This is a genomic window from Mycobacterium paraintracellulare, assembly GCF_000276825.1.
GTDB classification, from domain to species: Bacteria; Actinomycetota; Actinomycetes; order Mycobacteriales; family Mycobacteriaceae; genus Mycobacterium; species Mycobacterium intracellulare.
The window spans coordinates 2,241,775-2,266,322 of record NC_016948.1 but is presented as its reverse complement, the minus strand read 5'-3'; the positions used below and the strand labels follow the sequence as shown (position 1 = coordinate 2,266,322).

At 69.8% G+C, this 24,548-nt stretch carries 23 protein-coding genes; 11 read left to right on the top strand and 12 right to left on the bottom strand.

From position 1 onward, the window contains the following. Positions 1-17 precede the first annotated feature (17 nt). The 3 genes from qcrC to qcrB are packed head-to-tail and all read left to right on the top strand — an operon-like array spanning position 18 to position 3,804. On the top strand, positions 18-881 hold the full coding sequence (gene qcrC, locus OCQ_RS10630) for a cytochrome bc1 complex diheme cytochrome c subunit (RefSeq protein ID WP_026071573.1): 864 nt from the start codon (positions 18-20) through the stop codon (positions 879-881). Then, the gene (qcrA, locus tag OCQ_RS10625) at positions 878-2,104 is read left to right on the top strand and encodes a cytochrome bc1 complex Rieske iron-sulfur subunit (RefSeq protein WP_008256067.1); all 1,227 of its coding nucleotides are present in this window, start codon (positions 878-880) and stop codon (positions 2,102-2,104) included. The genes qcrC and qcrA overlap by 4 nt, the downstream gene beginning before the upstream one ends. After that, positions 2,101-3,804 (top strand): cytochrome bc1 complex cytochrome b subunit, encoded by a 1,704-nt coding sequence (gene qcrB, locus OCQ_RS10620; RefSeq protein ID WP_014384554.1) that lies wholly within the window; start codon positions 2,101-2,103, stop codon positions 3,802-3,804. The genes qcrA and qcrB overlap by 4 nt, the downstream gene beginning before the upstream one ends. Before the next feature lie 167 nt (positions 3,805-3,971). Here the strand turns inward: qcrB and OCQ_RS10615 are convergent, their stop codons facing one another. The 4 genes from OCQ_RS10615 to ctaC all read right to left on the bottom strand — a co-directional run bounded on the left by OCQ_RS10615 (position 3,972) and on the right by ctaC (position 7,264). Then, positions 3,972-4,616: a DUF2561 family protein gene (locus OCQ_RS10615; protein ID WP_008256063.1), complete on the bottom strand. Its 645-nt coding sequence runs from the start codon at positions 4,614-4,616 to the stop codon at positions 3,972-3,974. Further along, on the bottom strand, positions 4,616-5,548 hold the full coding sequence (locus OCQ_RS10610) for an MmpS family transport accessory protein (RefSeq protein WP_008256057.1): 933 nt from the start codon (positions 5,546-5,548) through the stop codon (positions 4,616-4,618). Before OCQ_RS10610 ends, OCQ_RS10615 begins: the two co-directional genes overlap by 1 nt. Before the next feature lie 188 nt (positions 5,549-5,736). After that, the gene (locus OCQ_RS10605; RefSeq protein WP_008256055.1) at positions 5,737-6,156 is read right to left on the bottom strand and encodes a cytochrome c oxidase subunit 4; all 420 of its coding nucleotides are present in this window, start codon (positions 6,154-6,156) and stop codon (positions 5,737-5,739) included. A 13-nt stretch (positions 6,157-6,169) separates the two neighbouring features. Then, positions 6,170-7,264 (bottom strand): aa3-type cytochrome oxidase subunit II, encoded by a 1,095-nt coding sequence (gene ctaC / locus OCQ_RS10600; RefSeq protein WP_026071572.1) that lies wholly within the window; start codon positions 7,262-7,264, stop codon positions 6,170-6,172. A gap of 145 nt (positions 7,265-7,409) precedes the next feature. Here ctaC and asnB point away from each other — a divergent pair, with 145 nt between their 5' ends. Next, positions 7,410-9,368, top strand: a complete 1,959-nt coding sequence (asnB, locus tag OCQ_RS10595; protein ID WP_008256053.1) for an asparagine synthase (glutamine-hydrolyzing) — start codon at positions 7,410-7,412, stop codon at positions 9,366-9,368. A gap of 150 nt (positions 9,369-9,518) precedes the next feature. Here asnB and OCQ_RS10590 read toward each other — a convergent pair whose 3' ends face one another. Then, positions 9,519-10,493 (bottom strand): carbohydrate kinase family protein, encoded by a 975-nt coding sequence (locus OCQ_RS10590; protein ID WP_008256052.1) that lies wholly within the window; start codon positions 10,491-10,493, stop codon positions 9,519-9,521. A 183-nt stretch (positions 10,494-10,676) separates the two neighbouring features. Here OCQ_RS10590 and OCQ_RS10585 point away from each other — a divergent pair, with 183 nt between their 5' ends. Continuing rightward, positions 10,677-11,363, top strand: coding sequence for an Rv0361 family membrane protein (locus OCQ_RS10585; protein ID WP_008256051.1), 687 nt, complete (start codon positions 10,677-10,679; stop codon positions 11,361-11,363). A 79-nt stretch (positions 11,364-11,442) separates the two neighbouring features. Here the strand turns inward: OCQ_RS10585 and OCQ_RS10580 are convergent, their stop codons facing one another. Next, entirely contained in the window at positions 11,443-11,799 is a 357-nt protein-coding gene (locus OCQ_RS10580; protein WP_008256050.1) for a HesB/IscA family protein, read from the bottom strand. A 79-nt stretch (positions 11,800-11,878) separates the two neighbouring features. Next, on the bottom strand, positions 11,879-12,955 hold the full coding sequence (locus tag OCQ_RS10575) for a glycerate kinase family protein (protein ID WP_008256049.1): 1,077 nt from the start codon (positions 12,953-12,955) through the stop codon (positions 11,879-11,881). Between the two features lie 242 nt (positions 12,956-13,197). Here OCQ_RS10575 and OCQ_RS10570 point away from each other — a divergent pair, with 242 nt between their 5' ends. From OCQ_RS10570 to OCQ_RS10555, 4 genes are read left to right on the top strand one after another with little or no spacing between them, the layout of a single operon-like run. Further along, positions 13,198-13,830 carry a DUF3043 domain-containing protein gene (locus OCQ_RS10570; protein ID WP_225331213.1) on the top strand — a complete coding sequence of 211 codons (633 nt, stop codon included), beginning with the start codon at positions 13,198-13,200 and terminating at the stop codon, positions 13,828-13,830. Between the two features lie 27 nt (positions 13,831-13,857). Then, on the top strand, positions 13,858-14,394 hold the full coding sequence (locus OCQ_RS10565) for a bifunctional adenosylcobinamide kinase/adenosylcobinamide-phosphate guanylyltransferase (protein ID WP_014382384.1): 537 nt from the start codon (positions 13,858-13,860) through the stop codon (positions 14,392-14,394). Then, positions 14,394-15,455 carry a nicotinate-nucleotide--dimethylbenzimidazole phosphoribosyltransferase gene (gene cobT, locus OCQ_RS10560; RefSeq protein ID WP_014384553.1) on the top strand — a complete coding sequence of 354 codons (1,062 nt, stop codon included), beginning with the start codon at positions 14,394-14,396 and terminating at the stop codon, positions 15,453-15,455. The genes OCQ_RS10565 and cobT overlap by 1 nt, the downstream gene beginning before the upstream one ends. Next, on the top strand, positions 15,452-16,213 hold the full coding sequence (locus OCQ_RS10555; protein ID WP_014384552.1) for an adenosylcobinamide-GDP ribazoletransferase: 762 nt from the start codon (positions 15,452-15,454) through the stop codon (positions 16,211-16,213). The genes cobT and OCQ_RS10555 overlap by 4 nt, the downstream gene beginning before the upstream one ends. A 79-nt stretch (positions 16,214-16,292) precedes the next feature. Here OCQ_RS10555 and OCQ_RS10550 read toward each other — a convergent pair whose 3' ends face one another. Both OCQ_RS10550 and gcvT read right to left on the bottom strand, forming a co-directional pair. Continuing rightward, positions 16,293-17,399 carry a branched-chain amino acid aminotransferase gene (locus OCQ_RS10550; protein ID WP_008256044.1) on the bottom strand — a complete coding sequence of 369 codons (1,107 nt, stop codon included), beginning with the start codon at positions 17,397-17,399 and terminating at the stop codon, positions 16,293-16,295. A 55-nt stretch (positions 17,400-17,454) separates the two neighbouring features. Next, a complete protein-coding gene (gcvT, locus tag OCQ_RS10545) occupies positions 17,455-18,558 on the bottom strand; it encodes a glycine cleavage system aminomethyltransferase GcvT (RefSeq protein WP_014384551.1) in 1,104 nt (367 codons plus the stop codon). Positions 18,559-18,608: 50 nt separating this feature from the next. Here gcvT and OCQ_RS10540 point away from each other — a divergent pair, with 50 nt between their 5' ends. After that, positions 18,609-20,156 carry a leucyl aminopeptidase gene (locus OCQ_RS10540; protein ID WP_041784955.1) on the top strand — a complete coding sequence of 516 codons (1,548 nt, stop codon included), beginning with the start codon at positions 18,609-18,611 and terminating at the stop codon, positions 20,154-20,156. An 8-nt stretch (positions 20,157-20,164) separates the two neighbouring features. On the opposite strand, the gene OCQ_RS10535 is transcribed toward OCQ_RS10540, so the two are convergent. Together OCQ_RS10535 and OCQ_RS10530 are read right to left on the bottom strand one after the other, a co-directional pair. Further along, on the bottom strand, positions 20,165-21,760 hold the full coding sequence (locus OCQ_RS10535; protein ID WP_014384549.1) for a phytoene desaturase family protein: 1,596 nt from the start codon (positions 21,758-21,760) through the stop codon (positions 20,165-20,167). After that, complete coding sequence (locus OCQ_RS10530) at positions 21,757-22,206, bottom strand: SRPBCC family protein (RefSeq protein WP_008256037.1); 450 nt, start codon at positions 22,204-22,206, stop codon at positions 21,757-21,759. The genes OCQ_RS10535 and OCQ_RS10530 overlap by 4 nt, the downstream gene beginning before the upstream one ends. A 141-nt stretch (positions 22,207-22,347) precedes the next feature. Between OCQ_RS10530 and OCQ_RS10525 the strand changes: the two genes are divergently transcribed. Continuing rightward, positions 22,348-22,689 carry a hypothetical protein gene (locus tag OCQ_RS10525; protein WP_008256029.1) on the top strand — a complete coding sequence of 114 codons (342 nt, stop codon included), beginning with the start codon at positions 22,348-22,350 and terminating at the stop codon, positions 22,687-22,689. Positions 22,690-22,694: 5 nt separating this feature from the next. On the opposite strand, the gene OCQ_RS10520 is transcribed toward OCQ_RS10525, so the two are convergent. Continuing rightward, positions 22,695-24,473, bottom strand: coding sequence for an SDR family oxidoreductase (locus tag OCQ_RS10520; RefSeq protein WP_014384548.1), 1,779 nt, complete (start codon positions 24,471-24,473; stop codon positions 22,695-22,697). Positions 24,474-24,548: the final 75 nt, after the last annotated feature.

The following is a 24,548-nucleotide window of genomic DNA, read 5'->3' as shown; positions in this document are numbered from 1 at the left end:
CGAACAGGAGTGCTCGGTTGAAGAAACTGGGGTCTACCCGATCCGGTTCGCGGCTTCCTCAGTCGCACCAGGGGCAGCGTGACCGTTCGCGACGGCGGTTGCGCCGCCGCTTGTCGGGCGGCCTGCTGCTGCTGATCGCGCTGACCATCGCCGGTGGTGTGGCCGCCGTCCTGACCCCCCGCCCGCAGGTGGCCGTCGCGGACGAGTCGAACTCGGCGCTGCTGCGGACCGGCAAGCAGCTGTTCGACACGTCGTGCGTGTCCTGCCACGGCGCCAACCTGCAGGGCGTGCCCGATCGCGGGCCGAGCTTGATCGGCGTCGGCGAGGAAGCCGTCTACTTCCAGGTGTCCACCGGCCGGATGCCGGCGATGACCGGCGAGGCGCAGGCGCCCCGCAAGGAACCGATCTTCGACGAGGGCCAGATCGACGCCCTGGGCGCCTACGTGCAGGCCAACGGCGGCGGCCCGACGACCGTGCGCAACCCCGACGGCAGCCTGGCGATGCACTCGCTGCGAGGCGAGGACCTCGGCCGCGGCGGTGACCTGTTCCGGCTCAACTGCTCGTCCTGCCACAACTTCACCGGCAAGGGCGGGGCGCTGTCGTCCGGCAAGTACGCGCCGGACCTGGAGCCCGCCAACGAGCAGCAGATCCTGGCGGCCATGCGGACCGGTCCGCAGAACATGCCGAAGTTCTCCGACCGCCAGCTGTCCTTCGAGGCCAAGAAGGACATCATCGGCTACATCAAGGCGGTGACCGAAGAGCGCCAGCCGGGCGGCTACGGCCTCGGCGGATTCGGACCCGCGCCCGAGGGGATGGCCGCCTGGATCATCGGGATGGTCGCCGCGATCGGGCTGGCACTGTGGATTGGGGCACGGGCATGAGCGACTCAGCTGACCACGGAAACGTTCGCGGCTCGGACACCGGCGGAAACCCGCACGGCACCGGCGAGCGGGAGCCCGACGACGCCGCGCTGGCCGCGATGTCTCAGCAGGAGCTGGTGGCGCTGGGCGGCAAGCTCGACGGCGTCGAGACCGTGTTCAAGGAAAACCGTTGGCCGGTCGAGGGCACCAAAGCCGAGAAGCGCGCCGAGCGTGGCGTTGCCCTGTGGCTTTTGCTGGGCGGCGGCGGTTTCGGGCTGGCGCTGCTGCTGATCTTTTTGTTCTGGCCGTGGGAGTACAAGCCCAAGGAGGCCGCGGACAGCTGGCTCTACTCGCTGACCACCCCGCTGTACGGCCTGACCTTCGGGATGTCGATCCTGTCGATCGGGATCGGCACCATCCTGTACCAGAAACGCTTTATCCCCGAAGAGATTTCGATTCAGGACCGGCACGACGGCGCCTCCCGCGACGTCGACCGCAAGACCGTCGTGGCGAACCTGGCCGACGCCTACAGCGGCTCCACCATCGGGCGGCGCAAGCTGGTCGGGCTGTCGCTGGGCGTGGGGCTGGGCGCGTTCGGCCTGTCCACGTTGGTCGCGTTTGCCGGCGGCCTGATCAAGAACCCGTGGAAGCCGGTGGTGCAGACCGCCAACGGCAAGAAGGCGGTGCTGTTCACCTCCGACTGGACCCCGCGCTACCACGGCGAGACCATCTACCTGGCGCGCGCCACCGGCAGCTTCGCCGGGTCGCCGTTCGTCAAGATGCGGCCCGAGGACATCGACGCCGGCGGCATGGAAACCGTCTTCCCGTGGCGGGAGTCCGACGGTGACGGCACCACCCCGGAGTCGCAGGAAAAGCTGCGCGCGATCAACCAGGGCGTGCGTAATCCCGTGATGCTCATCCGGATTCGCCCCACCGACATGCACCGCGTGGTCAAGCGGCAGGGCCAGGAGAGCTTCAACTTCGGCGAGCTGTTCGCCTACACGAAGGTCTGCTCGCACCTGGGCTGCCCCGCGTCGCTCTACGAGGAGCAGTCCTACCGAATCTTGTGCCCTTGCCACCAGTCGCAGTTCGACGCGCTGCACTTCGCCAAGCCGATCTTCGGGCCGGCGGCACGTGCGTTGGCGCAACTGCCGATCACCATCGACACCAACGGGTATCTGGTCGCCAACGGTGACTTCATCGAGCCCGTCGGACCGGCATTCTGGGAGAGGACGACATCATGAGTCCCAAACTGAGTCCCCCGAAGATCGGCGACGTCCTGGCCCGCCAGGGCGAGGACATCGACACGCGCTATCACCCCTCGGCTGCCGTACGCAGACAGCTCAACAAGGTGTTCCCCACCCACTGGTCGTTCCTGCTGGGCGAGATCGCGATGTACAGCTTCATCGTGTTGCTGCTCACCGGGGTGTACCTGACGCTGTTCTTCGACCCGTCCATGGGCGAGGTCACCTACAACGGCGCCTACCAGCCGCTGCGCGGGGTGGACATGTCGAAGGCGTTCGCGTCGACCCTCGACATCTCCTTCGAGGTGCGCGGCGGCCTGTTCGTTCGTCAGGTCCACCACTGGGCCGCGCTGATCTTCTCGGCGTCGATCATGGTGCACCTGGCCCGCATCTTCTTCACCGGCGCGTTCCGTCGGCCGCGCGAGGCCAACTGGGTCATCGGTTCGCTGCTGCTGATCCTGGCCATGTTCGAGGGCTACTTCGGCTACTCGCTGCCCGACGACCTGTTGTCGGGCATCGGGTTGCGCGCGGCCCTGTCCTCGATCACGTTGGGCATGCCGGTGATCGGCACCTGGCTGCACTGGGCCCTGTTCGGCGGTGACTTCCCCTGCGGCGGCGTCGGAAACGAATGCGCCACAGCGGGTTACATCATCCCCCGCATGTATGCCCTGCACATCCTGCTGCTGCCCGGCATCATCCTGGCGCTGATCGGGCTGCACCTGGCCATGGTGTGGTTCCAGAAGCACACCCAGTTCCCCGGACCGGGCCGCACCGAGCACAACGTGGTCGGCGTGCGGGTGATGCCGGTGTTCGCCGTGAAGTCCGGCGCGTTCTTCGCCGCGATCGTCGGCGTGCTGGGTCTGCTCGGCGGTCTGCTGCAGATCAACCCGATCTGGAACCTGGGGCCCTACAAGCCATCTCACGTCTCGGCGGGCTCGCAGCCGGACTTCTACATGATGTGGACCGAAGGTCTGGCCCGTATCTGGCCGCCATGGGAGTTCTACTTCTGGCACCACACCATCCCGGCGGTGGTCTGGGTGGCGCTGATCATGGGCGGGGTCTTCGTCCTGCTGATCATCTACCCGTTCCTGGAGAAGCGGTTCAGCGGTGACTACGCGCACCACAACCTGCTGCAGCGCCCGCGCGACGTGCCGGTGCGCACGTCGATCGGCGCGATGGCGATCGCGTTCTACATGGTGCTCACGCTGAGCGCGATGAACGACATCATCGCGTTCAAGTTCGACATCTCGCTGAACGCGACGACGTGGATCGGCCGCATCGGCATGGTGATCGTCCCGCCGATCGTCTACTTCGTCACCTACCGGTGGTGCATCGGGCTGCAGCGCAGCGACCGCGCGGTGCTCGAGCACGGCATCGAGACCGGCATCATCAAGCGGCTGCCGCACGGTGCCTACATCGAGCTGCACCAACCGCTGGGCCCGGTCGACGACCACGGCCACCCGCTGCCGCTCGAGTACCAGGGCGCGGCGCTGCCCAAGAAGATGAACAAGCTGGGCTCGGCCGGGACGCCGGGCAGCGGCAGCTTCATGTTCGCCGATCCGGCGTCCGAGGACGCGGCGTTGCGGGAGGCGGCGCACCGCTCCGAGCAGCGTGCCCTGACCGCGCTGCGCGAACACCAGGACAGCCTCAACGGTTCGACGAACGGTTCGTCCAACGGCTCGACCAACGGCGCGCACTGACCCGCTCAGCCCGGCTCCCCATCGGCCCCCTGGCCGACGCGGGAGCCGGGCAATCGAGCACCCGCAATCACCCACGAGCGCGCGCGACACATAAGCATTGCGACGACGCACGACGTGTCGTCGCAATGCTTATGTGTCGATGGTTTACACCTCGACGGCGATACGCGTCAGCGCTCGTCGACCACGCGGCGCAGCTGGCGGATATGCAGCCACTCGACCGCCGGCATCGCCGCGGTGATGGCACCGGCGAATACATACGCCGTCCAGGACGCGCCGTCGTGGCCGACGGCCATCAGGTAGGTCGCCGTCGCGACCGCGATCAGCGCCGCACCCATGGTGCCGGTCAGTATGACCGTGCCGCGCAACCAGACTCGGTCCACCGTCTCCCCTGACCACTCGGCATCCGTCTTCGCCGGCGCCGCCTGCACCGTGGCCTGCCGGGCCCGCTCGGCCGCCGTGCGCGGCGCCTGAGACATCAGGCGCACCGGCGGCCGGTTCGGCGCTGTCATCGCCCGGGCGGCCGGCTCGGACTGAGACATCCGCCGGGCCCGCAACAGTATTGGGATCGCGCCCGCGATGATCAGCGCGGAAACGATGATGACCGCATACAACACCCAGGTGGTGTGCGGGCTGCTGGCCGATTTGTGAAAGCCCCGGCCCAGATCGGTGAGCGCGACGGCCGCGGCCACGCTGACGCCCAACAGCACCAGGTAGATGGCGGCGCAGGCGCCGAGCAAAATGCGGTCGATCACCTCGGGCGAAACGGTGTCGTCGCCGATTCCGCGCCGGTATGCCGAATATCTGCTGACCATCAGCAGCTCGTCTGCGGCGAGTCGTTGCTGTTCGACGACAGCACGGTTCCGTCGCTCGTCGTGATCGAGCAATTGAGCCTGCTGACCCGGAACAGGCTGGAGGCCTCCACCGAGCCCACGTCGGATTGCGAGATCGGGGTGACGGTCATCGACCAGGGGATGTACACGTTGTGCTGGGTGCGCCGGCGGCCGGACGCGTCGACGTAGGTCACCGAAATGATGTCGCCCGGGGCCTTGGTGCCGGTCACCGAGTAGGTGACCTGCCGCGGCCCGGCCGGCGTCGTCGGCGGCGGTGGCGCCGCCGCGGTGGAGGTCGCCGGCGGTGCCGGAGCGGGTGCGGGCGGGGGCGGCGGTGCCGGAGAGGGCGTCACCGTCACAGTCTGTGTCTCCGTTGCTGTCGGGGGCGGCGGCGGTTCGGTCGTGGGTGGCGGTGGAGGCGGCGGCGGTGGTTTGGTGGTCGTGATCTCGTCCTGCATCGGCGGCGTGGACGGGGCGGTGGTGGTGTTGGGGTTGGCCAGCTTGGTGGTGTCGGTCCGGGCGAACAGCAACGACACCGATACGACGAGCGCGATCGCGGCCACGATGGCGGCGATCCCCACCACCCACGGCCAGCGCGCGGTGCTGCGTTCGTCCTCGTCGGCGGACTCGTCGTAGTCCTCATAGTCGTAGAGCCGCAGATCGGCGGGTAGGTAGGGGCCGCTGGTGAAGTGCTCGGACTCCGGGGCCGAGTAGGCACGCGAGTATGCGTCCGTCTGGTCAGCGGCGGCCAGTTCGGCGCTGTCGTCGAAGGGTTCCGCCGCGCCCTCGACGTCGTGGTCGCCGCCGGGCTCCCCGTCGTCAGCGGGGTCGTCACCGGCGTCCGCGTGGTGGCTGATCGGGTCGACAGGATCGGATTCGTCAGGTTCCCATCCCGGGGGTTTCGACCCGCTCATCTCTGCCCTTTGCCTACCCTGTTCGACTGCATCACCTGCGCGTAAAACTCCGCAATCACCTCGTTGCCGGGCGCGCTGGGAACTTCTCATTGCCTGCGCGAAACACTACCGAACCCAAAACGGGCAGAGCCGCCGTGGCGATCGGCGCAAGCGATCACGTGATCGGATTGTGACCTTTATGCCGCGAATCAGTGCTTCTCAGGACCCAGGTAGTACTCGAAGACCAGTCCGGCCACCGACGACAGGACGAACATGACGCCGGCGAAGATCAGCCACGGCAGCCACAGCCCGATGCCCACCGCCACCACCGAGCCCGACAGCGCGATCAGGATCGGCCACCAGCTGTGCGGGCTGAAGAAGCCCAATTCCCCTGCTCCGTCGCTGATCTCGGCGCCTTCGTAGTCCTCGGGCCGGGTGTCGAGCCGGCGCGCCACGAACCGGAAGAAGGTGGCCACGATCAGCGCCAGCCCACCCGTCAGCGCGAGCGCGGTGGTGCCCGCCCACTCTTCCCCGCCGGTGGCGAACAGCGCGGTCAAAACCCCGTAGAGCAGCGCAACCACAAAGAAGAACCCGGCGATGAACTCGAATAGCCTGGCTTCGATATGCATTTGGTGTCCTAACCTACTGGCTTAACTGGCCGCGGCGGGTGTCGAACGGGTGCGTGGTCACCGCGGCGGGAGGTTGTCCGATCGCCTGCAGCGCCGCGGCGTTGCTCTTGCCATCCATCCGCTGCTGCAGGTAGGCCTTGAAGTCGTTGGGCGACACCACGCGAACCTCGAAATTCATCATCGAGTGATAGGTGCCACAGAACTCGGCGCAGTGGCCGACGAACGCCCCGGGCGTGTTGATCTCTTCGACCTGGAAGACGTGCACGGAGTTGTTCGCGTCGGCGTTCGGGATGACGTCGCGCTTGAACAAGAACTCGGGAACCCAGAACGTGTGGACGACGTCGGCGGACGCCAGATCGAATTCGATGCGCTTGCCGGTCGGGAGCACCAGCACCGGGATCTCGTCGCTGGTTCCCAGCGTCTCGACCTTGTCGTAGTTCAGGTAGGTGCGGTCCGAGGTGTTGAGGCCGCGGACGGGCCCGACCAGCTCTTCGCCGTGCTCGTCCTTGCCTTCCGGCTTGGACACCATGGCCTTCTTGCGCGCCGCGTCCGCCCCGTCGTAGGTCAGCGTGCCGTCCTTGAAATCGACGCGCTGATAGCCGAACTTCCAGTTCCACTGGAATGCCGTGACGTCGATCACCACTTCGGGATCCTTGGCGATGTGCAGCATCTTCTCCTGCACCACGACGGTGAAGTAGAACAGCACCGAGATGATGAGGAACGGCGTCACGGTGAGCGCCAGCTCCAAGGGCATGTTGTAGCCGAACTGGCGGGGCAGCTCGGTGTCGGTCGCCTTTTTGCGGTGGAACGCCGAGGACCAGAAGATCAGGCCGTAGACGATGACGCCGACGACCAGCGAGGCGATCACCGCGCCGATCCACAGCTCCCGGTTGAGCTGCGCCTGCGGCGTGATCCCCCTCGGCCAGCCCAGGGCCAGCGCGTCGGCCCAGCTGCTGCACCCGCTCAGGAACATCGCCAGCACACCCAGCGTCACGGCCAGCGCCAGCGGCCGGAGACGGCGGGAAAGACCGGTGGCGGAGCCCCCAGGACGGCGCTGAAACCTACCCTGCGACAAAGATTGCGAACGGTCCTGCTCGCGAGGGGTCACGTTGGCGCCTCCTGCTCGGATATCGAATACTACGCAGCGTAGACCACGCGCCTGAGGCGGGCGACGAAACCCCGGCCCGCCAGTCTCGCGCCGTGCCGGGTGCGACGTCCACGAGCGGTCGCCAAGTGCGGCATACTGGGGCGCCGTGTGTGGTCTGCTGGCGTTCGTTGCCGCCCCCGAGGACGGGGACAAGGAGGCGGCCGCCGCCCGCGCCGACGACGCGATCGCGCGCGCGTCGCATTCGATGCGCCACCGCGGGCCCGACGAGCCCGGCACCTGGGTCGACCCGGACACCGACGGTTCGGTGGTGTTCGGCTTCAACCGGCTGTCCATCATCGACATCGCGCATTCGCACCAGCCGCTGCGCTGGGGGCCGCCGGAGGCGCCCGACCGCTACGTGCTGGTGTTCAACGGCGAGATCTACAACTACCTGGAGTTGCGCGACGAACTGGCCACCTCCCATGGGGCCGTCTTCGCCACCGATGGTGACGGCGAGGCCGTCGTCGCCGGCTACCACTACTGGGGCACCGATGTCCTGACCCGATTGCGCGGCATGTTCGCCTTCGCGCTGTGGGACACCGTTACCCGCGAATTGTTTTGCGCCCGAGACCCTTTCGGCATCAAACCGCTGTTCATGGCGACCGGTGCCGGCGGCACCGCGGTGGCCAGCGAGAAAAAGTGTCTGCTGGATTTGGCCGAGCTGATCGGGTTCGACACGCGCATCGACGAGCGGGCGGTGCAGCACTACACCGTCCTGCAGTACGTGCCCGAGCCCGAGACGTTGCACCGCGGGGTGCGCCGGCTGGAATCGGGCTGCTACGCCCGGATCCGCCCCGACCGCCTGCAACCCGAGGTCACCCGGTACTTCGTGCCCCGGTTCGCCGCCACCCCGATCGCCCGCGGCAGCGAGCAGGCCCGGTACGACGAGATCACCGCGGTGCTCGAGGACTCGGTGGCCAAGCACATGCGCGCCGACGTGACGGTCGGGTCCTTCCTTTCCGGCGGCATCGACTCCACCGCCATCGCGGCGCTGGCCATCCGGCACAACCCGCGACTGATCACGTTCACCACCGGCTTCGAGCGGGAGGGATTCTCCGAGATCGATGTCGCGGTGGCCTCGGCGGAGGCGATCGGCGCGCGCCACATCGCCAAGGTGGTCACGCCGGACGAGTTCGTCGCCGCCCTGCCAGAAATCGTCTGGTACCTCGACGAGCCGGTCGCCGACCCGGCGCTGGTGCCGCTGTTCTTCGTCGCTCGCGAGGCCCGTAAGCACGTCAAGGTGGTGTTGTCCGGCGAGGGCGCCGACGAGTTGTTCGGCGGCTACACGATCTACCGGGAGCCGTTGTCGCTGAAGCCCTTCGACTATCTGCCGCGTCCGCTGCGGCGGTCGATGGGCAAGGTGTCGCGCCCGCTGCCCGAGGGGATGCGGGGCAAGAGCCTGCTGCACCGCGGCTCGCTGACGCTCGAAGAGCGTTACTACGGCAACGCCCGCAGCTTCTCCGACGCGCAGCTGCGCGACGCGCTGCCCGGCTTCCGCCCGGAGTGGACCCACACCGACGTGACCGCGCCGCTGTACGCCGAGTCGGCGGGCTGGGACCCGGTGGCCCGCATGCAGCACATCGACCTGTTCACCTGGCTGCGCGGCGACATCCTGGTCAAGGCCGACAAGATGACGATGGCCAACTCGCTGGAGCTTCGGGTGCCGTTCCTGGATCCCGAGGTGTTCGCCGTGGCGTCCCGGTTGCCCGTCGACGCCAAGATCACCCGCACGACCACCAAGTACGCGTTGCGCCGCGCGCTCGAGCCGATCGTCCCCGCGCACGTCCTGCACCGGCCCAAGCTCGGGTTCCCGGTGCCGATCCGGCACTGGTTGCGCACCGGCGAGCTGCTGGAGTGGGCCTACGAGCTGGCGGCGTCGTCGCAGGCGGACCACCTGGTGGACCGGGCGGCCGTGCACCGGATGCTCGACGAGCACCGCAGCGGCGCCGGCGATCACAGCCGCCGGCTGTGGACGCTGCTGATCTTCATGCTCTGGCACGCGATCTTCGTCGAGCGCAGTGTGGTGCCGCAGATCAGCGAGCCGATGTATCCGGTGCAGCTCTAGGCCACGCCCGGGCTTCGCGTGTGAATCCTGGGCTTTCATCGTGAACCCTGGGCGCGGTGTGTCGGCGTGTCGGCGCCGTCAGCGCACACGCGACGCCGTGGGTTCACACTCGATGCGGCCCGGGCGAGAAAGGGCGTCGGGGAAACGGCGCTAACCCAGCACCGCGGCGATCTCGGCGGCCGCCTCGTCGCCGTAGGCGTCGGCCAGACGGGTCTTGGCGACCTCGCGGTCCCACGCCCATTCCTGGGTTCCGGTCGACTCCAGCACCAGCACGGCCACCAGCGAGCCCAGCTGTGCCGAACGCTCGAGGTTCAGCCCGGCGCTGCGCCCGGTGAGGAAACCGGCCCGGAACGCATCGCCGACACCGGTGGGGTCGGTCTGGCTGGTCTCGGGGACCACGCCGACGTGCGTGGTGGTGCCGTCACGCTCGACGATGTCGACGCCCTTGGCGCCGAGCGTGGTCACCCGCAGGCCCACCTTCTGCTGCACGTCGGCCTCGGACCAGCCGGTCTTGGAGAGCAGCAGCTCCCACTCGTAGTCGTTGGTGAACAGGTAGGCCGCGCCGTCGACCAGCTTGTCGATCTCCTCCCCGGACAGGCGGGGCAGCTGCTGGGACGGGTCGGCGGCGAACGGCAGGCCGAGCTTGCGGCACTCCTCGGTGTGCACCACCATCGCGTCGGGGTCGTTGGCCCCGATGATCACCAGGTCGGGTGTGCCGACCGACGACGCGACGTCGGCAAGCTTGATGTTGCGGGCCTCGGACATGGCGCCGGGATAGAACGACGCGATCTGGGCCATGTCCTCGTCGGTGGTGCACACGAAGCGCGCGGTGTGCGCGGTCTTCGAGATCAGCACGTGGTCGCAGTTGACGCCGTGGCTCTGCAGCCAGTCGCGGTACTCGCCGAAATCGTCACCGGCCGCGCCGACCAGCGCGACGTCGCCGCCCAGCACACCGATGGCGAAGGCGATGTTGCCCGCCACGCCGCCGCGGTGAATCACCAAGTCGTCGACCAGGAAGCTCAGGGACACCTTCTGCAGGTGCTCGGCCAGCAGGTGCTCGGAAAACCGGCCGGGGAACCGCATCAGATTGTCGGTCGCAATCGAACCTGTCACCGCGATCGTCACGAAATCTCCATCCTTCGTTAGTAAGGTTATCTAGCTTACTCAGGCGCCTCCGACCGTCGTCGCGTGCACGGTCGCCGCAAGGTCTGCGCTAGCCTCCCTAGGGAACTCACTCAAGTCGCCGGGATCACAATGCGTGCGCCGCAACCCGCTTGCAGTCCCGTCTACCACCGTAGGAGAACCACGATGGCAGGCCCGCACTCGCCGAACCACGCTGGCGGCGGCAACGGACCGAGCGGACACGAGCCCCCACGCGAATCCGAGCCACTCGAGTTCCCCGATGACCCCGCCACCGGCGGCCCGGGCTTCACCCCGGCTCCGCAGGCGGGACCCCCTTCGGGCAATTATGCCGGGCCGCCCCCGGGGCCGGCGCCGTATCCGCCGCCACGCTCCAGGCGGCGGCTGATCGTCGGCGTGGCGCTGGCCATCGCGCTCGTCGCGGTGATGACGGTGGCCATCGTCTACGGGGTGCGCACCAACGGGGCCAACACCGGCACCACGTTCTCCGAGGGCGCGGCGAAGACGGCGATTCAGGGATACCTGGACGCGCTCGAGCACCGCGACATCAACGAGATCGCCCGGAACGCGCTGTGCGGCCTCTACGACGCCGTCCAGGACAAGCGATCCGACCAGGCGCTGGCCAAGCTCAGCAGCGACGCATTCCGCAAGCAGTTCTCCGAGGTGGAGATCACCTCGATCGACAAGATCGTGTACCTGTCGCAGTACCAGGCTCAGGCTTTGTTCACCATGCGGGTGTCGCCGGTGAGCGGGGGACCCATGCGCGGGCAGGTGCAGGGCATCGCGCAGCTGCTCTTCCAGCGCGGCCAGATCATGGTGTGCTCATACGTGCTGCGCACCGGGGGCTCGTACTAGAGCTTTTCTTGCCGCGAGACCGCAACCGCCGACGGCCCTACTCGGGGAACGCGTCGGTAGTCGCAGTCTCGCGGTGAAATCAGTTGAACGAGTCGCCGCAGGCGCACGACCCGCCGGCGTTGGGGTTGTCGATGGTGAACCCCTGCTTTTCGATGGTGTCCACAAAGTCGATGGACGCGCCCTCGACGTAGGGCGCGCTCATCCGGTCCACCGTCAGGGTCACACCCCCGAACTCCGCGATCAGGTCGCCGTCCAGCGACCGGTCGTCGAAGAAGAGGTTGTAGCGCAGCCCAGCGCACCCGCCCGGCTGGACCGCGATGCGCAGCGCCAGGTCGTCGCGACCCTCCTGGTCCAGCAGCGACTTGGCCTTGGTGGCGGCGGCCTCAGTCAGGATCACGCCGTGGGTCTTGGCGTTCGACTCGTTTTGCACCGTCATTGCTTCTCCTACATGCCTCATTTGTTGAGCGGGGACCGATCACGCCCGGCGCCGCCGGACTGCCGGAAAGTCCACACCATCAACGGTACCTTGCAGGACCGCTATTCCCGAGTCGCGCCGCCACAACGGAGGCCAGACCCATGAGCTGATTGGCGGCGTCGGCCTGGGCCAGCCGCACCGATCCTGCGTGCTCGGCGATCGACAACGCGGCCATGATCCCCGACGAGCGCACCGTCGCGTTGTCCAGATCGACCTGGCCGGCCAGGACCACCACCGGGATGCCCCGCGGCCGGGCCGCGTCGGCCAGAAAGCCCACCACCTTCCCGTGCAGGGACTGCTCGTCGAAGCGGCCCTCGCCGGTGACGATCAACTCCGCCGTGTCGAGATCGTCGGAAAGCCGGGTGTGTTCGGCGATGATGGCGGCCCCGGACTCACACCGCCCGCCGAGCGCGAGCAGCCCGGCGCCGATGCCGCCGGCGGCGCCCGCGCCCGGTTCGGCGCTCACGTCGCGCCCGGCCACCGCCTCCAAAATGAGCGCCCAGGCCTGCAGCCGAACTTCCAGCGCCGCGACGGTGGCCGTGTCGGCGCCCTTCTGCGGCCCGAACACTCGGGCCGCTCCCCACGGACCGAGCAGGGGGTATTCGGTGTCGGAGGCGGCGATCAGCTCCACGTTGCCCAGTTGGCGGCGGGCGGTGTCCAGGCCGCCCAACTCGGCGATCATGCCCTGGCCGCCGTCGGTGCACGCACTGCCACCCAACCCGACGACGATCCGCGTCGCCCCCACCCGCAGCGCCTCGGCGATCAGCTGCCCCACGCCTTTGCTGTGGGCCGCCATCGCGGTCTCTGGGGTGGGCGGACCGCCGAGCAGCGCCAAACCGCAGGCCTGGGCGCACTCCAGGTATGCGGTCGCCGACCCGGGATCGAAGACCCATTCGGCCTCCACCATGGCCTTTAGCGGCCCCGACACCCGCAATCGCCGCATCTCCCCCAGCCGGCTGGCCAACACCTCGACGAAGCCGGGCCCACCGTCGGACTGCGGCGCGACGATGAACCGGTCGCCCGGACGCGACCGTGTCCAGCCCGTCGCGATGGCGGCGGAGGCTTCCAGGGCGGACATGCTGTCGGCGTAACAGTCCGGGGCCACCAAAACCTGCATCGCGGGTAGCTGAAGGCGGCCGGGCGCCAGGCCGGGGGCAGCATCATCCGAGGCCATCGACCCGTCGTCCATCAAAGGCAGCCATTCATCACGTGTAAGAGTAGGGCCAAGTGCGGCACTAACGCAGGTCTAATAGCAAGGCATTCCAGGCGAATTCCGGCGCGCGTCATCCGCGAAGTAACCTGGCCCCTGTGAAGCTTTTGGGTCGCAAGAAGGGCCAGGACACCGACCTCGACGAAACCGTGGCCGTGTCGGCCGCCTCCGACGTTGCTGGCGGCCCGGACGCCGCACCCCGCCGGACCGGACCCAAGGGGCGCCCCACGCCCAAGCGCAACGAGGCCCGCCGGAACGCGAAGAAGGGCCCCGTCGCGCCCGCACCCATGACCTCCGCCGAGGCGCGGGCCCGGCGCAAATCGCTGGCCGGCCCCAAGCTCAGCCGCGAGGAGCGCCGCGCCGAAAAGACCGCCAACCGCGCGCGCATGTCGGAGCGCCGCAATCGCATGATGGCCGGCGAAGAGGGCTACCTGCTGCCGCGCGACCAGGGCCCGATCCGACGCTACGTGCGCGACGTGGTGGATTCCCGGCGCAACCTGCTGGGCCTGTTCATGCCGTCGACCCTGTTTTTGATGTTCGTCATGTTCGGCGTCCCGCAGCTGCAGCTCTGGATTTCCCCGGCGATGCTGGCGCTGATGGCGGTGATGAGCGTCGACGGCCTGATCCTGGGCCGCAAAGTCAGCAAGCTGGTCGACGCGAAATTCCCCGACAACACCGAAAGCCGTTGGAAGCTAGGCCTTTACGCCGCCGGCCGCGCCTCCCAGATGCGCCGGCTGCGGGCGCCGCGGCCCCAGGTCAAGCATGGCGCCAGTGTCGAATAACCGTTACCCGAAGGCCGGCTGACGCCGGTGCGCACCCTGGTGCTCGGCGGGATCAGGTCAGGCAAGTCACGGTGGGCGGAGGACGCCATCGCCGCGGGGTTGCCGCCCGGCCGGCCGGTCCATTACCTGGCTCCCGGGCCGGCCGGTGCCGACGACGCGGCCTGGGCGCACCGGGTCGCCGAGCATCGTGAGCGCCGGCCCGCGCATTGGTCGACGATCGAAGCCTGCGACATCGCAACGCAATTGCGCCAATCCGCGGACACCCCCACCCTGGTCGACGATCTCGGCACCTGGCTGGCCGGCGCGATGGACCGCGAGAACGCATGGGAGGGCGGCTCGGTGGCGGCGCCGGTCGACGACGTGCTGTCCGCGGTCGAGGGCTTCGCCTCCACACTGGTGCTGGTCAGCCCGGAAGTCGGGCTGACCGTCGTGCCCGCCACCGCCGCCGGGCGCCGGTTCGCCGACGAACTCGGCGGCCTCAACCAGCGCCTCGCCCGGCTGTGCGATCGGGTGGTGCTGGTGGTGGCCGGGCAGGCGGTGCCGATCAAACCGTCGGGGGCCTAATGGAATTCGCCGTCGTGTCACCGCCCGACGCGGGCGCCGCGGCCGCCGCCCGCGCGCGCCAGGACGCCCTCACCAAGCCGCGCGGCGCGCTGGGCCGCCTCGAGGACCTGTCGGTGTGGATCGCGTCGTGCCAGGGGCAATGCCCCCCGCGACAGTTCGAGCGCGCCCGGGTGGTGGTGTTCGCCGGTGACCACGGCGTCGCCCGCTCGGGGGTGTCGGCGTACCCGCCGGAGGTGACCGCGCAGATGGTCGCCAACATCGACGCCGGCGGGGCAGCGATCAACGCGCTGACCGGCATCGCCGGGGCGAGCGTGCGCGTCGCGGACCTGGCGGTCGACGCCGAGGCGCTCAGTCCACCGATCGGCGCCCACAAGGTGCGGCGCGGCAGCGGCGACATCGCGGTGCAGGACGCGTTGAGCGACGAGGAGACCGAGCGGGCCCTGGCCGCCGGCGCCGCCATCGCCGACGAGGAGGTCGACGCGGGCGCGGATCTGCTGATCGCCGGCGACATGGGCATCGGAAACACCACGGCCGCAGCGGTTTTGGTGGCGGCTTTGACCAACGCCGAGCCGGTCGTGGTGGTGGGCTTCGGCACCGGGATCGACGACGCGGGGTGGGGACGCAAGACCGCCGCGGTGCGCGACGCCCTGTTCCGCGCGCGGCAGGTGCTGCCGGACCCGGTCGCGCTGCTGCGCTGCGCGGGCGGGGCGGATCTGGCGGCGATGGCGGGCTTTTGCGCGCAGGCCGCGGTGCGGCGCACGCCGCTGCTGCTCGACGGCATGGCGGTGACGGCGGCCGCGCTGGTCGCCGAGCACCTGGCTCCCGGCGCCCGGATGTGGTGGCAGGCCGGTCACCGGTCCACCGAGCCGGGCCACGCGTTGGCGCTCACGGCACTGGATCTGGAGCCGATCCTCGACCTGCGCATGCGGCTGGGCGAGGGAACCGGCGCCGCGCTGGCGGTGCCGGTGCTGCGCGCCGCGGTGGCCGCCCTGTCGTCGATGGCCACGTTCACCGAGGCCGGCGTGTCCAACCGCCCCGACCAGGCCGCTCCCCCATCGTGATCCGTTCGCTGGCAACGGCTTTCGCGTTCGGGACGGTGCTGCCCGTCCCGGGTGCGCGGACCGCGCCGATGGGCCGCGGCGCCCTGACGGCGCTTCCGGTGGTGGGCGCGGGCCTGGGGGCGTTGGCCGCGGCCATCACCTGGGGCGCGGAGCTGGCCTTCGGCCGGTGCACCCCGCTGGCGGGGGTGCTTGCGGTCGTGGTGCTGCTGCTGATCACGCGTGGCCTACACGTCGACGGTGTCGCCGACACCGCCGACGGCCTGGGCTGCTACGGGCCGCCGCAGCGGGCGCTGGCGGTGATGCGGGAGGGATCGACCGGGCCGTTCGGGGTGGCCGCCGTCGTCGTCGTGGTGCTGCTGCAGGGGCTGGCGTTCTCGGCGCTGGGCGCGGGCGGCGGGGTGCGCGGCGTCGTCGGGATCGCCGTGGCGGTGTTCGCCGGGCGGGTCGCCGCGGTGCTGGCCGGTCACCGCGCGGTGCCGGCCGCCGAGGGCAGCGCGCTGGGTGCCGCGGTCGCCGGCAGCCAGCCGACGGCGGTGGTGACGGCCTGGGTCGCGGTGCTGCTGGCGATTTCACTGGCGGCCGGGCCGCGGCCGTGGCACGGACCGGCGGCGGCGTTGCTGGGCCTGGGCTGCGGCGCGGTCCTGGTGCGGCACTGCGCGCGCCGCTTCGGCGGGATCACCGGCGACGTGCTGGGCGCCGCGATCGAGCTGACGACGACGGTGTGCGCGGTGGCGCTCGCGGCCCTGGTGCGGTTCTAACGCGCCGAGCGCCCGGCCAGCCGGGCGCCGACACCCGAGCGCCCGACTGGCCGGGCGATCGGGCGGCTACCCGAGCTGCCTACCCGAGCCGGGCCATCCAGCCGTGGGTGTCGGCGAAGGTGCCCCGCTGAATCCCGGTGAGCGTGTCGCGCAACGCCATCGTCACCTCGCCGGATTGGCCGTCGGCGATGGTGAATTCGGCGTCGCCGTACTTGACGTGGGAGACGGGTGTGATGACCGCGGCGGTGCCGCAGGCGAACACCTCGGTGATCTCGCCGGCGGCGGCCTTCTTCTGCCACTCGTCGATGTCGATCTTGCGTTCCTCGACGGAGAACCCGGCGTCAATGGCCAACTGCAGCAATGAATCCCGCGTGATCCCGGGTAGCAGTGAGCCGGACAGTTCCGGGGTGACCAGCCGCGCCGACCCGCCGCTGCCGAACACGAAGAAGATGTTCATGCCGCCCATCTCCTCGACGAAGCGTCGCTCGACGGCGTCCAGCCACACCACCTGGTCGCAGTCGTGGGCCGCGGCTTCGGCCTGGGCGGACAGCGAGGCGGCGTAGTTGCCGCCGAACTTGGCCGCGCCGGTGCCGCCGGGGCTGGCCCGCACGTACTCCGTCGACACCCAGACCGTGACGGGGTTGATGCCGCCCTTGAAGTAGGCGCCGGCCGGCGAGGCGATCAGCAGGTAGCGGTATTGCCGGGAGGGCCGCACGCCCAGACCGGGCTCGGTGGCGATGACGAACGGGCGCAGATACAGCGCCTCTTCCCCACCGGCGGACGGGACCCAGGCGTTGTCGACGGCGATGAGCTGGCGCAAGGATTCCATGAACAGCTCTTCGGGCAGTTCGGGAATCGCCAGCCGCCGCGCCGACGAACGCAGCCGGGCGGCGTTGGCCTCGGCGCGAAACGAGACGATCGAGCCGTCCGCCCAGCGGTACGCCTTGAGGCCCTCGAAGATTTCCTGGGCGTAGTGCAGCACGAGCGCCGACGGGTCCAACTCGATCGGGCCGTAGGGGATGACGCGCGCGTCGTGCCAGCCCCGGCCCTCGTCGTACTCGATCGCCACCATGTGGTCGGTGAAGTATTTACCGAAACCCGGCTCGGCCAGGATGGTTTCGCGTTCGGTGTCGGTCGCCGGACGTGTCGAGCGCGAAACCGTGAACTCGAGGGAGCCACTGGTCATCCGCCGATTGTATATCCGCCCGCCGAATCGGATTTCGCCCGCGCGGGCGGCGTGGCTAGCGGGTTTTCACCGCGACGAACGGCGGGCGCACGACTTCGCAGGCGGCGAGACGGCCGCGGACGTCGACGGTGATCTCCTGGCCGTCCTCGACCCCGGCGTCGGTGTCGACGAGCGCCAGCGCGATGCCGGCCTGCAGCGTCGGGGAGAAGGTGCCCGAGGTGGTCACCCCGACCGGGGTGTCGCCGGCCAGCACGGTCTGCCCGGCGCGCAGCACCCCGCGGCCGGTCATCCGCAGCCCGCGCAGCAGCCGCCGCGGCCCCGCCTCCTTCTCGGCCAGCAGGGCGTCGCGGCCGAAGAACGCCTCCTTCTTCCAGCCGATCGCCCAGCCGCAGCGGGCCTGCAGCGGGGAAATGTCGAGCGACAGTTCGTGCCCGTGCAGTGGATAGCCCATCTCGGTGCGCAGCGTGTCGCGGGCGCCCAAGCCGGCCGGCTCGCCGCCGGCCGCCTTGACCGCGGCGGCCAGCGCGTCGAACACCACACCGGCGGACTCCCACGGCGGCAGCAGCTCGTAGCCGTGCTCGCCGGTGTAGCCGGTGCGGCAGACCCGCACCGGTACCCCGGAATACGAGGTGTCGGCGTAGGCCATGTAATCCATGTCGGTGGGCAGGCCCAGCTCGCCGAGCACGTCGGCCGAGCGCGGGCCCTGCACGGCCAGCACCGCATAGGAGCGATGCAGGTTGGTGATGGTCAGTTCGGGTGGCGCGGCCGCCTGTAGCGCGTCGACCACGGCCGCGGTGTTGGCGGCGTTGGGCACCAGAAAGATCTCGTCGTCGTCGACGTAGTAAGCGATCAAATCGTCGACGACCCCGCCGGATTCGGTGCAGCACAGGGTGTATTGCGCCTTGCCGGGCCCGATCCGGTTCAGGTCGTTGGTGAGCGCGGCGTTGACGAACCGCGCGGCGCCCGGCCCGCGCACCAACGCCTTGCCCAGGTGGCTGACGTCGAACAGGCCGACCGCGTTGCGCGTCGCGTTGTGCTCGCTGACCGTGCCCGCATACGACACCGGCATCAACCAGCCGCCGAACTCGGCGAAGCTGGCACCCAGGTCGCGGTGACGGTCTTCTAACGGTCCGTGCAGAAGGTCGGCTTCGTTGCTCACGACTCTTCACCCTAAGGGGCCGCGACGGGCGGCCCGTTAGGGTGATGCGGATGAGCACAGAACCCGGTTACGCCTCCCCCGCTGTCACTGTCGCCTCCTCGCTGCCCCGGCGCGCCGCCGCGTCCACCGTGCTGATCGTGCCCGTCGTCTCGACCGGCGACGACGACAAGCCGGGCGCGGCCGTCACCGAGGCCGGGCCGTTCCTGTCCTCGGATGCGGTCGCCGAGATCGAGTCCGGGCTGCGCGCGCTGGAGGCCACCGGCGGCGCCGACCAGGTGCACCGGCTGGTGGTGGGTTCGCTGCCGGTGTCCAGCGTGCTGACGATCGGGCTGGGCAAGCCGCGGCCGGAGTGGCCGGCCGACACGGTCCGCCGCGCCGCCGGGGTGGCCGCGCGGTCGCTGGGCAGCACCGCGGCCGTGATCACCACGCTGGGCGAGCTGCCCGGTGACGGCGTCGTCTCGGCCGCCGTCGAGGGCCTGATCCTGGGCAGCTACCGGTTCACCGACTTCCGCAGCCCCAAGTCCGCACCCAAAGACAAAGGGCTGGGCAAGATCACGGTGCTCGCCACCGCCAAGGACGCCAAGAATGAGGCCGCGCACGGTGCGGCCGTCGCGACCGCGGTCGCCACCGCCCGCGACTTCGTCAACACCCCGCCGAGCCACCTGTTCCCTGACGAATTCGCCAAGCGCGCAAGGGCTTTGGGCGAGTCGGTGGGGCTCGAGGTCGAGGTGCTCGACGACAAGGCGCTGCGCAAGGGCGGTTACGGCGGGATCATCGGCGTCGGCCAGGGGTCGTCGCGGCCGCCGCGGCTGGTGCGGCTGACCCACCGGGGCGCGAAACTGGCCAAGCGGTCCAAGCAGGCGAAGCGAGTCGCCCTGGTGGGCAAGGGCGTCACGTTCGACACCGGCGGCATCTCGATCAAGCCGGCGGCCGGGATGCACCACATGACCTCGGATATGGGCGGGGCCGCGGCGGTCATCGCGACGGTCACGCTGGCCGCGCAGCTGCAGCTGCCCATCGACGTGATCGCCACCGTGCCGATGGCCGAGAACATGCCGTCGGCGACGGCGCAGCGCCCGGGTGACGTGCTGACGCAGTACGGCGGCACCACCGTCGAGGTGCAGAACACCGACGCCGAGGGCCGGCTGATCCTGGCCGACGCCATCGTGCGCGCCTGCGAGGACAACCCGGACTACCTGATCGAGACGTCCACGCTGACCGGCGCGCAGACGGTGGCGCTGGGCAGCCGGATCCCCGGGGTGATGGGCAGCGACGAGTTCCGCGACCGCGTGGCCGCGATCTCGCAGCGGGTCGGCGAAAACGGTTGGCCGATGCCGCTGCCCGACGAACTCAAGGAGGACCTGAAGTCCACGGTGGCCGACCTGTCGAATATCAGCGGGCAGCGCTTCGCCGGCATGCTGGTGGCGGGCGTGTTCCTGCGCGAGTTCGTCGCCGACGGCGTGGGCTGGGCGCACATCGACGTGGCCGGCCCGGCCTACAACACCGGCGGGCCGTGGGGGTATTCGCCCAAGGGCGCCACCGGCGTTCCGGTCCGCACCATGTTCGCGGTCCTCGAGGACATCGCCGAAAACGGCTGACGCACAGACTATTTCGTCAGCAGCGACATCGCGGCGCGGGTCAGCCTGCGCCGCGGCCAGCCGCTGACCCCGCCCGCGGCCAGCGCCGCGTTGGCCGCGTTGCGCCCGCAGGCGCCGTGCACCGAACCGCCCGGGGTGGCCGACGCGCTGCCCAGATACAGCCCGTCGACCGGGGTTTCGGCCCGGCCCATCCCGGCCGCCGGTCGAAAGATCAGCATCTGCTGAAGCTGCGCGGTGCCGCCGTTGAGCGCGCCCAGGTGCAGGTTGGCGTCGCTGGCCTCCAGGTCCGACGGCCGCTGCACGAACCGGTCGATCACCGCCGCGCCGAAGCCGGGCGCATGCTCCTCGATGACCCGGTCAACCGAGCCGGCGAGGCGCTCGGCAGAGGAGTCGTCGGCGACATTGCGGGGCAAATGCGTGTACGCCCACACACTTTCGGTGCCCGGCGGCGACCGGGTGGGGTCGGCGGTGGTGGTCTGCCCCAGCAACATGAACGGATGATCGGGCACCGTCTTGGTGTTCAGGTCGGCCATCCAGCGCACCAGCCCGTCGCCGTCGGCCCCGAGGTGCACGGTGCCCACCCCGCGCAGCCGTTGCGCCCGCCACGGAACCGGCTCGCGCAGCGCATAATTCACCTTGACCACCGGCGGATCCCACGCGAAGTGCTCGAGGTCGCGCCGCACCTTGGGCGGCACCGCGTCGGCGGGCAGCATGTCGCAGAACAGTCGCGGCGCCGTCACGTCGGCCACCACCGCCCGACGCGCCCGCACCGTGCGCCCTCCGGCCGTCGTCACCGCGACCGCCCGGCCGCCCCGCACCTCGATGCGAGAAACGTTCTCGTTGCACTCGATTCGCGCGCCGGCGGAGCGGGCACGGCTGACCAGCGCGGCCGTTAGCTGACCCGACCCGCCGACCGGCACCGGCCAGCCGCAGTCCTGGGCCAGCATCGTCATCAAAAAGCCCATGGCGCCACTGATCGGCGCATCGGGCGGGGCGTCGGCGTGCATGGCGTTGCCCAACAACAAGACTCGCGGTGCCTCCCCGGCGAACAGCTCGCTCGCCATGGTGTTGGCCGGCTGCACCAGCAGGCGCGCGACCCGGATCGCTTCCGACGTACCGAGTTCGGCCAGCAGCCGCAGCAGCGGGCGCACAGGTGGGAACGGCGCCAGCATGGCGTCGAGCAGGGGCGCCTTGATGCGCTCCCACAACTTCACGACGCGCCACCAGTTTTCGCCGTCGGCGGGCTCGCGGCGCGCGAATTCCGCGGCGGTGCGAGCCGGGTCGCGGTAGATGATGGGCGGGTCGTCGTCGGCGGCGCCGCGGGGGTGGCCCACCACCGCGGGCGCGTGTGACCATCGCAGGCCGTGGTCCTCGAGCCGCAGCGCGGCGATCGCGGGCGAGGCCACCGTCATCGGGTAGTACGAGCTGAACAGGTCGGTGATGTAGCCCGGGGTCAACTCGGCGCTGCGCACCGCGCCGCCGGGCTCCGGCTGGGCCTCCAGCACCAGCACGTCCCACCCCGCGTCGGCCAGCATCGCGGCGGCAACCAGCCCGTGGTGCCCGGCACCGATGACGACCGCGTCGGCAGCGTCGTGCACGGTCACTTCACCTGGCTCGGCTCCAGACGTTCCGCTAGTGCCGCCAGCCGCAACAGGCACTCCTTGTTACGCGGGTAGGCCGCGGCCAACGCGACCGAATCGGGAACGAGGCTCATCGGTCCCTCGACCGGCACCTCGATCATTTCGATCCGGCACCCCTGCGGAATCTCGTGCAGCAGCATCGTGATCCGCGCGGCGCCCATCGGCCCCAGGCGGGCGCACAACACCAGCCTGTGCGGCGGTTCGCTTTCCTCCACGATGGTGGCGTCGTCGATCACCAGCGGCCAGATCCCGATGGAATGCCTGATCGAGGAGCCGGCCTCCGGCCAGTTCGGATCCACGGCGCGCATGCGGCTGTTGCCGACCACCCACTGGGTGTAGGTCCAGCCCTGCGCAAGCACCTCCCACACCCGCTCGCACGGGACGGGCACCTCTCGCGTCGCAGTGATCACCGCACATCCTTTCCGCTCGTGACTACTGCGGCGGGATACCCACCCACGGGCGCTGTATCCGTCCGGGTTTATCGGCGCTTCGCTCCGGTTAATCTGCAAGCGGTCGTAATCCCCGGCAGGAAATGGCGAGAAAGGCGGACCATGACGGCGCGGCGGTTGATCATCGGTGTGGGCGCGGTGCTGTTGCTGGCCGGGGTCATCGGTTTGTTGGCGCCGGTGTCGGTCACCGACAGCAATGGCCACTCGGTGGGGTGCGGCAACGCCGTCGCGACGGATCTCTCCGAGGCCAGAAGCGCGAACAACAGCAATGGCGCGAATATCCCGATCCTCAACCAGATCGTCCCGCACACCGACTTTGTCGCGCAGTGCCAGTCGTCGGTGGGTGGCCGCCGGGCGTGGGCCATCCCGCTGGCCGTGCTCGGCGTCATCGCGATCGGCGCCACCCTGCTGACCGGGCGCCGCGGCGCGGCCACGGGCCCGTAATCGCCTCAGATCACCCGCATCCGCGCGGCGTTGCGCAGACCCTGCGGCGCCACCCGCGAAAGTCCGTACAGCGCATAGGCTTCCGGCGCGACCGGGCGGATCGGTTTCTTCTTCCTGACCGACGACAGGATCGCGTTGGCGACCTTGTCGGGGCCGTAGCGCCGCAGCGCGAACATCGTGCCCAGCTGCCCGCGGCGCCCGTCGACGGCCTCGGCCAGCTTTCCCGCGGGCGCGTCGAAGCGGGTGGTCTTGATGATGTTCGTGTCGATGACGCCGGGACAGATCGTGGTCAGGCCGACGCCGGCGGTGTCGAGTTCGGCGCGCAGGCAGTCCGAGAACATGTAGGTGGCCGCCTTCGACGTGCAGTACGCGCTCAGCGACTGCAGCGGGGCGTAGGCGGCCATCGACGACACGTTGACGATGTGGCCGCCGGTGCCGCGCTCCACCATCCGCCGCCCGAACGAGCGGCAGCCATTGACCACCCCGCCGAGGTTGACGTCGAGCACCCGGTCGAACTGCTCGGCCGGGGTGTCCAGGAACCCGCCCGCCTGCCCGATGCCGGCGTTGTTGACCACGATGTCGGGTACGCCGTGCTCGGCGCTGACCCGCTCGGCGAACGCCTCCACCGCCTGCGCGTCGGACACGTCGAGCACGTAGGCGTGCGCGACGCCGCCGCGGGTGGCGATCTCGGCGGCGGTGGCCTTGACGGCCGCCTCGTCGATGTCGCTGATCACCACCTCGGCGCCCTCGCGCGCGAACGCGAACGCGGTCTCGCGCCCGATGCCGCTGCCGGCGCCGGTGACCGACACCAGGGTGTCGCCGAACGATCCGCGCGGGCGCCCGATTTGCGCGCGCAACAGGGCGCGGCTGGGCTGCTTGCCCTCGGTCAGGTCGGCGAAGTCGTGCACCGCCGCCGCCATCACCTGCGGGTGCGACATCGGGGAGAAGTGACCGGCCCGGATGTCGCGGCGCCACAGCCGCGGCACGAAGCGCGGGGTGTGGTCGTACCCGTACGGCCGCACGTACTTGTCCCTGGTGTTGACGATCAGCTGCACCGGCACGTCGATGACCGCGACGCCGCCCTTGCGACCGGAGAACGAGCGAAAGTAGTTGGCGGGATAGGTTTTCACGGACTGGGCGGCGTCGCGCGCGAGCTTGTCGGAATGATGGATCTGCTCGACGGGAATGTTGTCGACCGCGTTGCGGCGCAGCGCCGGCACCGACAGCGTCAGCCGCAGGAACAACGGCGCCAGCACCGGGATCGAGAACAGCAGCATGTACGTGAACCGCAGCGCCTGGCTGAGCGCCCGGAGGAAAGTACGCGGACGCCACGGCGCGCGCAGGCCCGTGAAGATGTAGTCGACCAGTTGGTCCTGAGCGGGTCCGGACACCGACGTGAACGTGGCCACCCGGTCACCCGCGCCGGGGCGCTTGAGGTAGTGCCACACCCCCACCGAGCCCCAGTCGTGGGCCAGCACATGCACGGGCGCGCCCGGGCTCAGCTCGCCGGTCACCGCCGCGAAGTCGTCGGCGAAGCGATCCATGCTGTAGGCGGATACCGGCTTGGGCACCGAGGACAGGCCGACGCCGCGGTTGTCGTAGCGGATGATCCGGAACCGCTCGGCCAGCAGCGGCACGACCCCGTCCCACAGCACGTGCGAGTCGGGAAAGCCGTGCACCAGCACCACGGTGGGGCCCTCGCGGTTGCCCTCTTCGTAGACGGCGATGCGCGCGCCGTCCGCGCTGTCGACGAAATGCCGGGGTAGTTGTTGTGATGGCGGCATCGGACCTCCCGCTCTGGCTGCCGTGGCCACACGGTAGCAAGCGTGATCGGGGTCACCCGGCCAGCGCGCGGTATC

Bases quoted from the DNA above. Each gene is read 5' to 3' on its own strand.
- qcrA (WP_008256067.1), top strand. From the start codon at position 878: ATGAGCGACTCAGCTGACCACGGAAACGTTCGCGGCTCGGACACCGGC.
- qcrB (WP_014384554.1), top strand. From the start codon at position 2,101: ATGAGTCCCAAACTGAGTCCCCCGAAGATCGGCGACGTCCTGGCCCGC.
- OCQ_RS10615 (WP_008256063.1), bottom strand. From the start codon at position 4,616: ATGGTCAGCAGATATTCGGCATACCGGCGCGGAATCGGCGACGACACC.
- OCQ_RS10610 (WP_008256057.1), bottom strand. From the start codon at position 5,548: ATGAGCGGGTCGAAACCCCCGGGATGGGAACCTGACGAATCCGATCCT.
- OCQ_RS10605 (WP_008256055.1), bottom strand. From the start codon at position 6,156: ATGCATATCGAAGCCAGGCTATTCGAGTTCATCGCCGGGTTCTTCTTT.
- OCQ_RS10585 (WP_008256051.1), top strand. From the start codon at position 10,677: ATGGCAGGCCCGCACTCGCCGAACCACGCTGGCGGCGGCAACGGACCG.
- OCQ_RS10580 (WP_008256050.1), bottom strand. From the start codon at position 11,799: ATGACGGTGCAAAACGAGTCGAACGCCAAGACCCACGGCGTGATCCTG.
- OCQ_RS10575 (WP_008256049.1), bottom strand. From the start codon at position 12,955: ATGCAGGTTTTGGTGGCCCCGGACTGTTACGCCGACAGCATGTCCGCC.
- cobT (WP_014384553.1), top strand. From the start codon at position 14,394: ATGGAATTCGCCGTCGTGTCACCGCCCGACGCGGGCGCCGCGGCCGCC.
- OCQ_RS10550 (WP_008256044.1), bottom strand. From the start codon at position 17,399: ATGACCAGTGGCTCCCTCGAGTTCACGGTTTCGCGCTCGACACGTCCG.
- OCQ_RS10540 (WP_041784955.1), top strand. From the start codon at position 18,609: ATGAGCACAGAACCCGGTTACGCCTCCCCCGCTGTCACTGTCGCCTCC.
- OCQ_RS10525 (WP_008256029.1), top strand. From the start codon at position 22,348: ATGACGGCGCGGCGGTTGATCATCGGTGTGGGCGCGGTGCTGTTGCTG.
- OCQ_RS10520 (WP_014384548.1), bottom strand. From the start codon at position 24,473: ATGCCGCCATCACAACAACTACCCCGGCATTTCGTCGACAGCGCGGAC.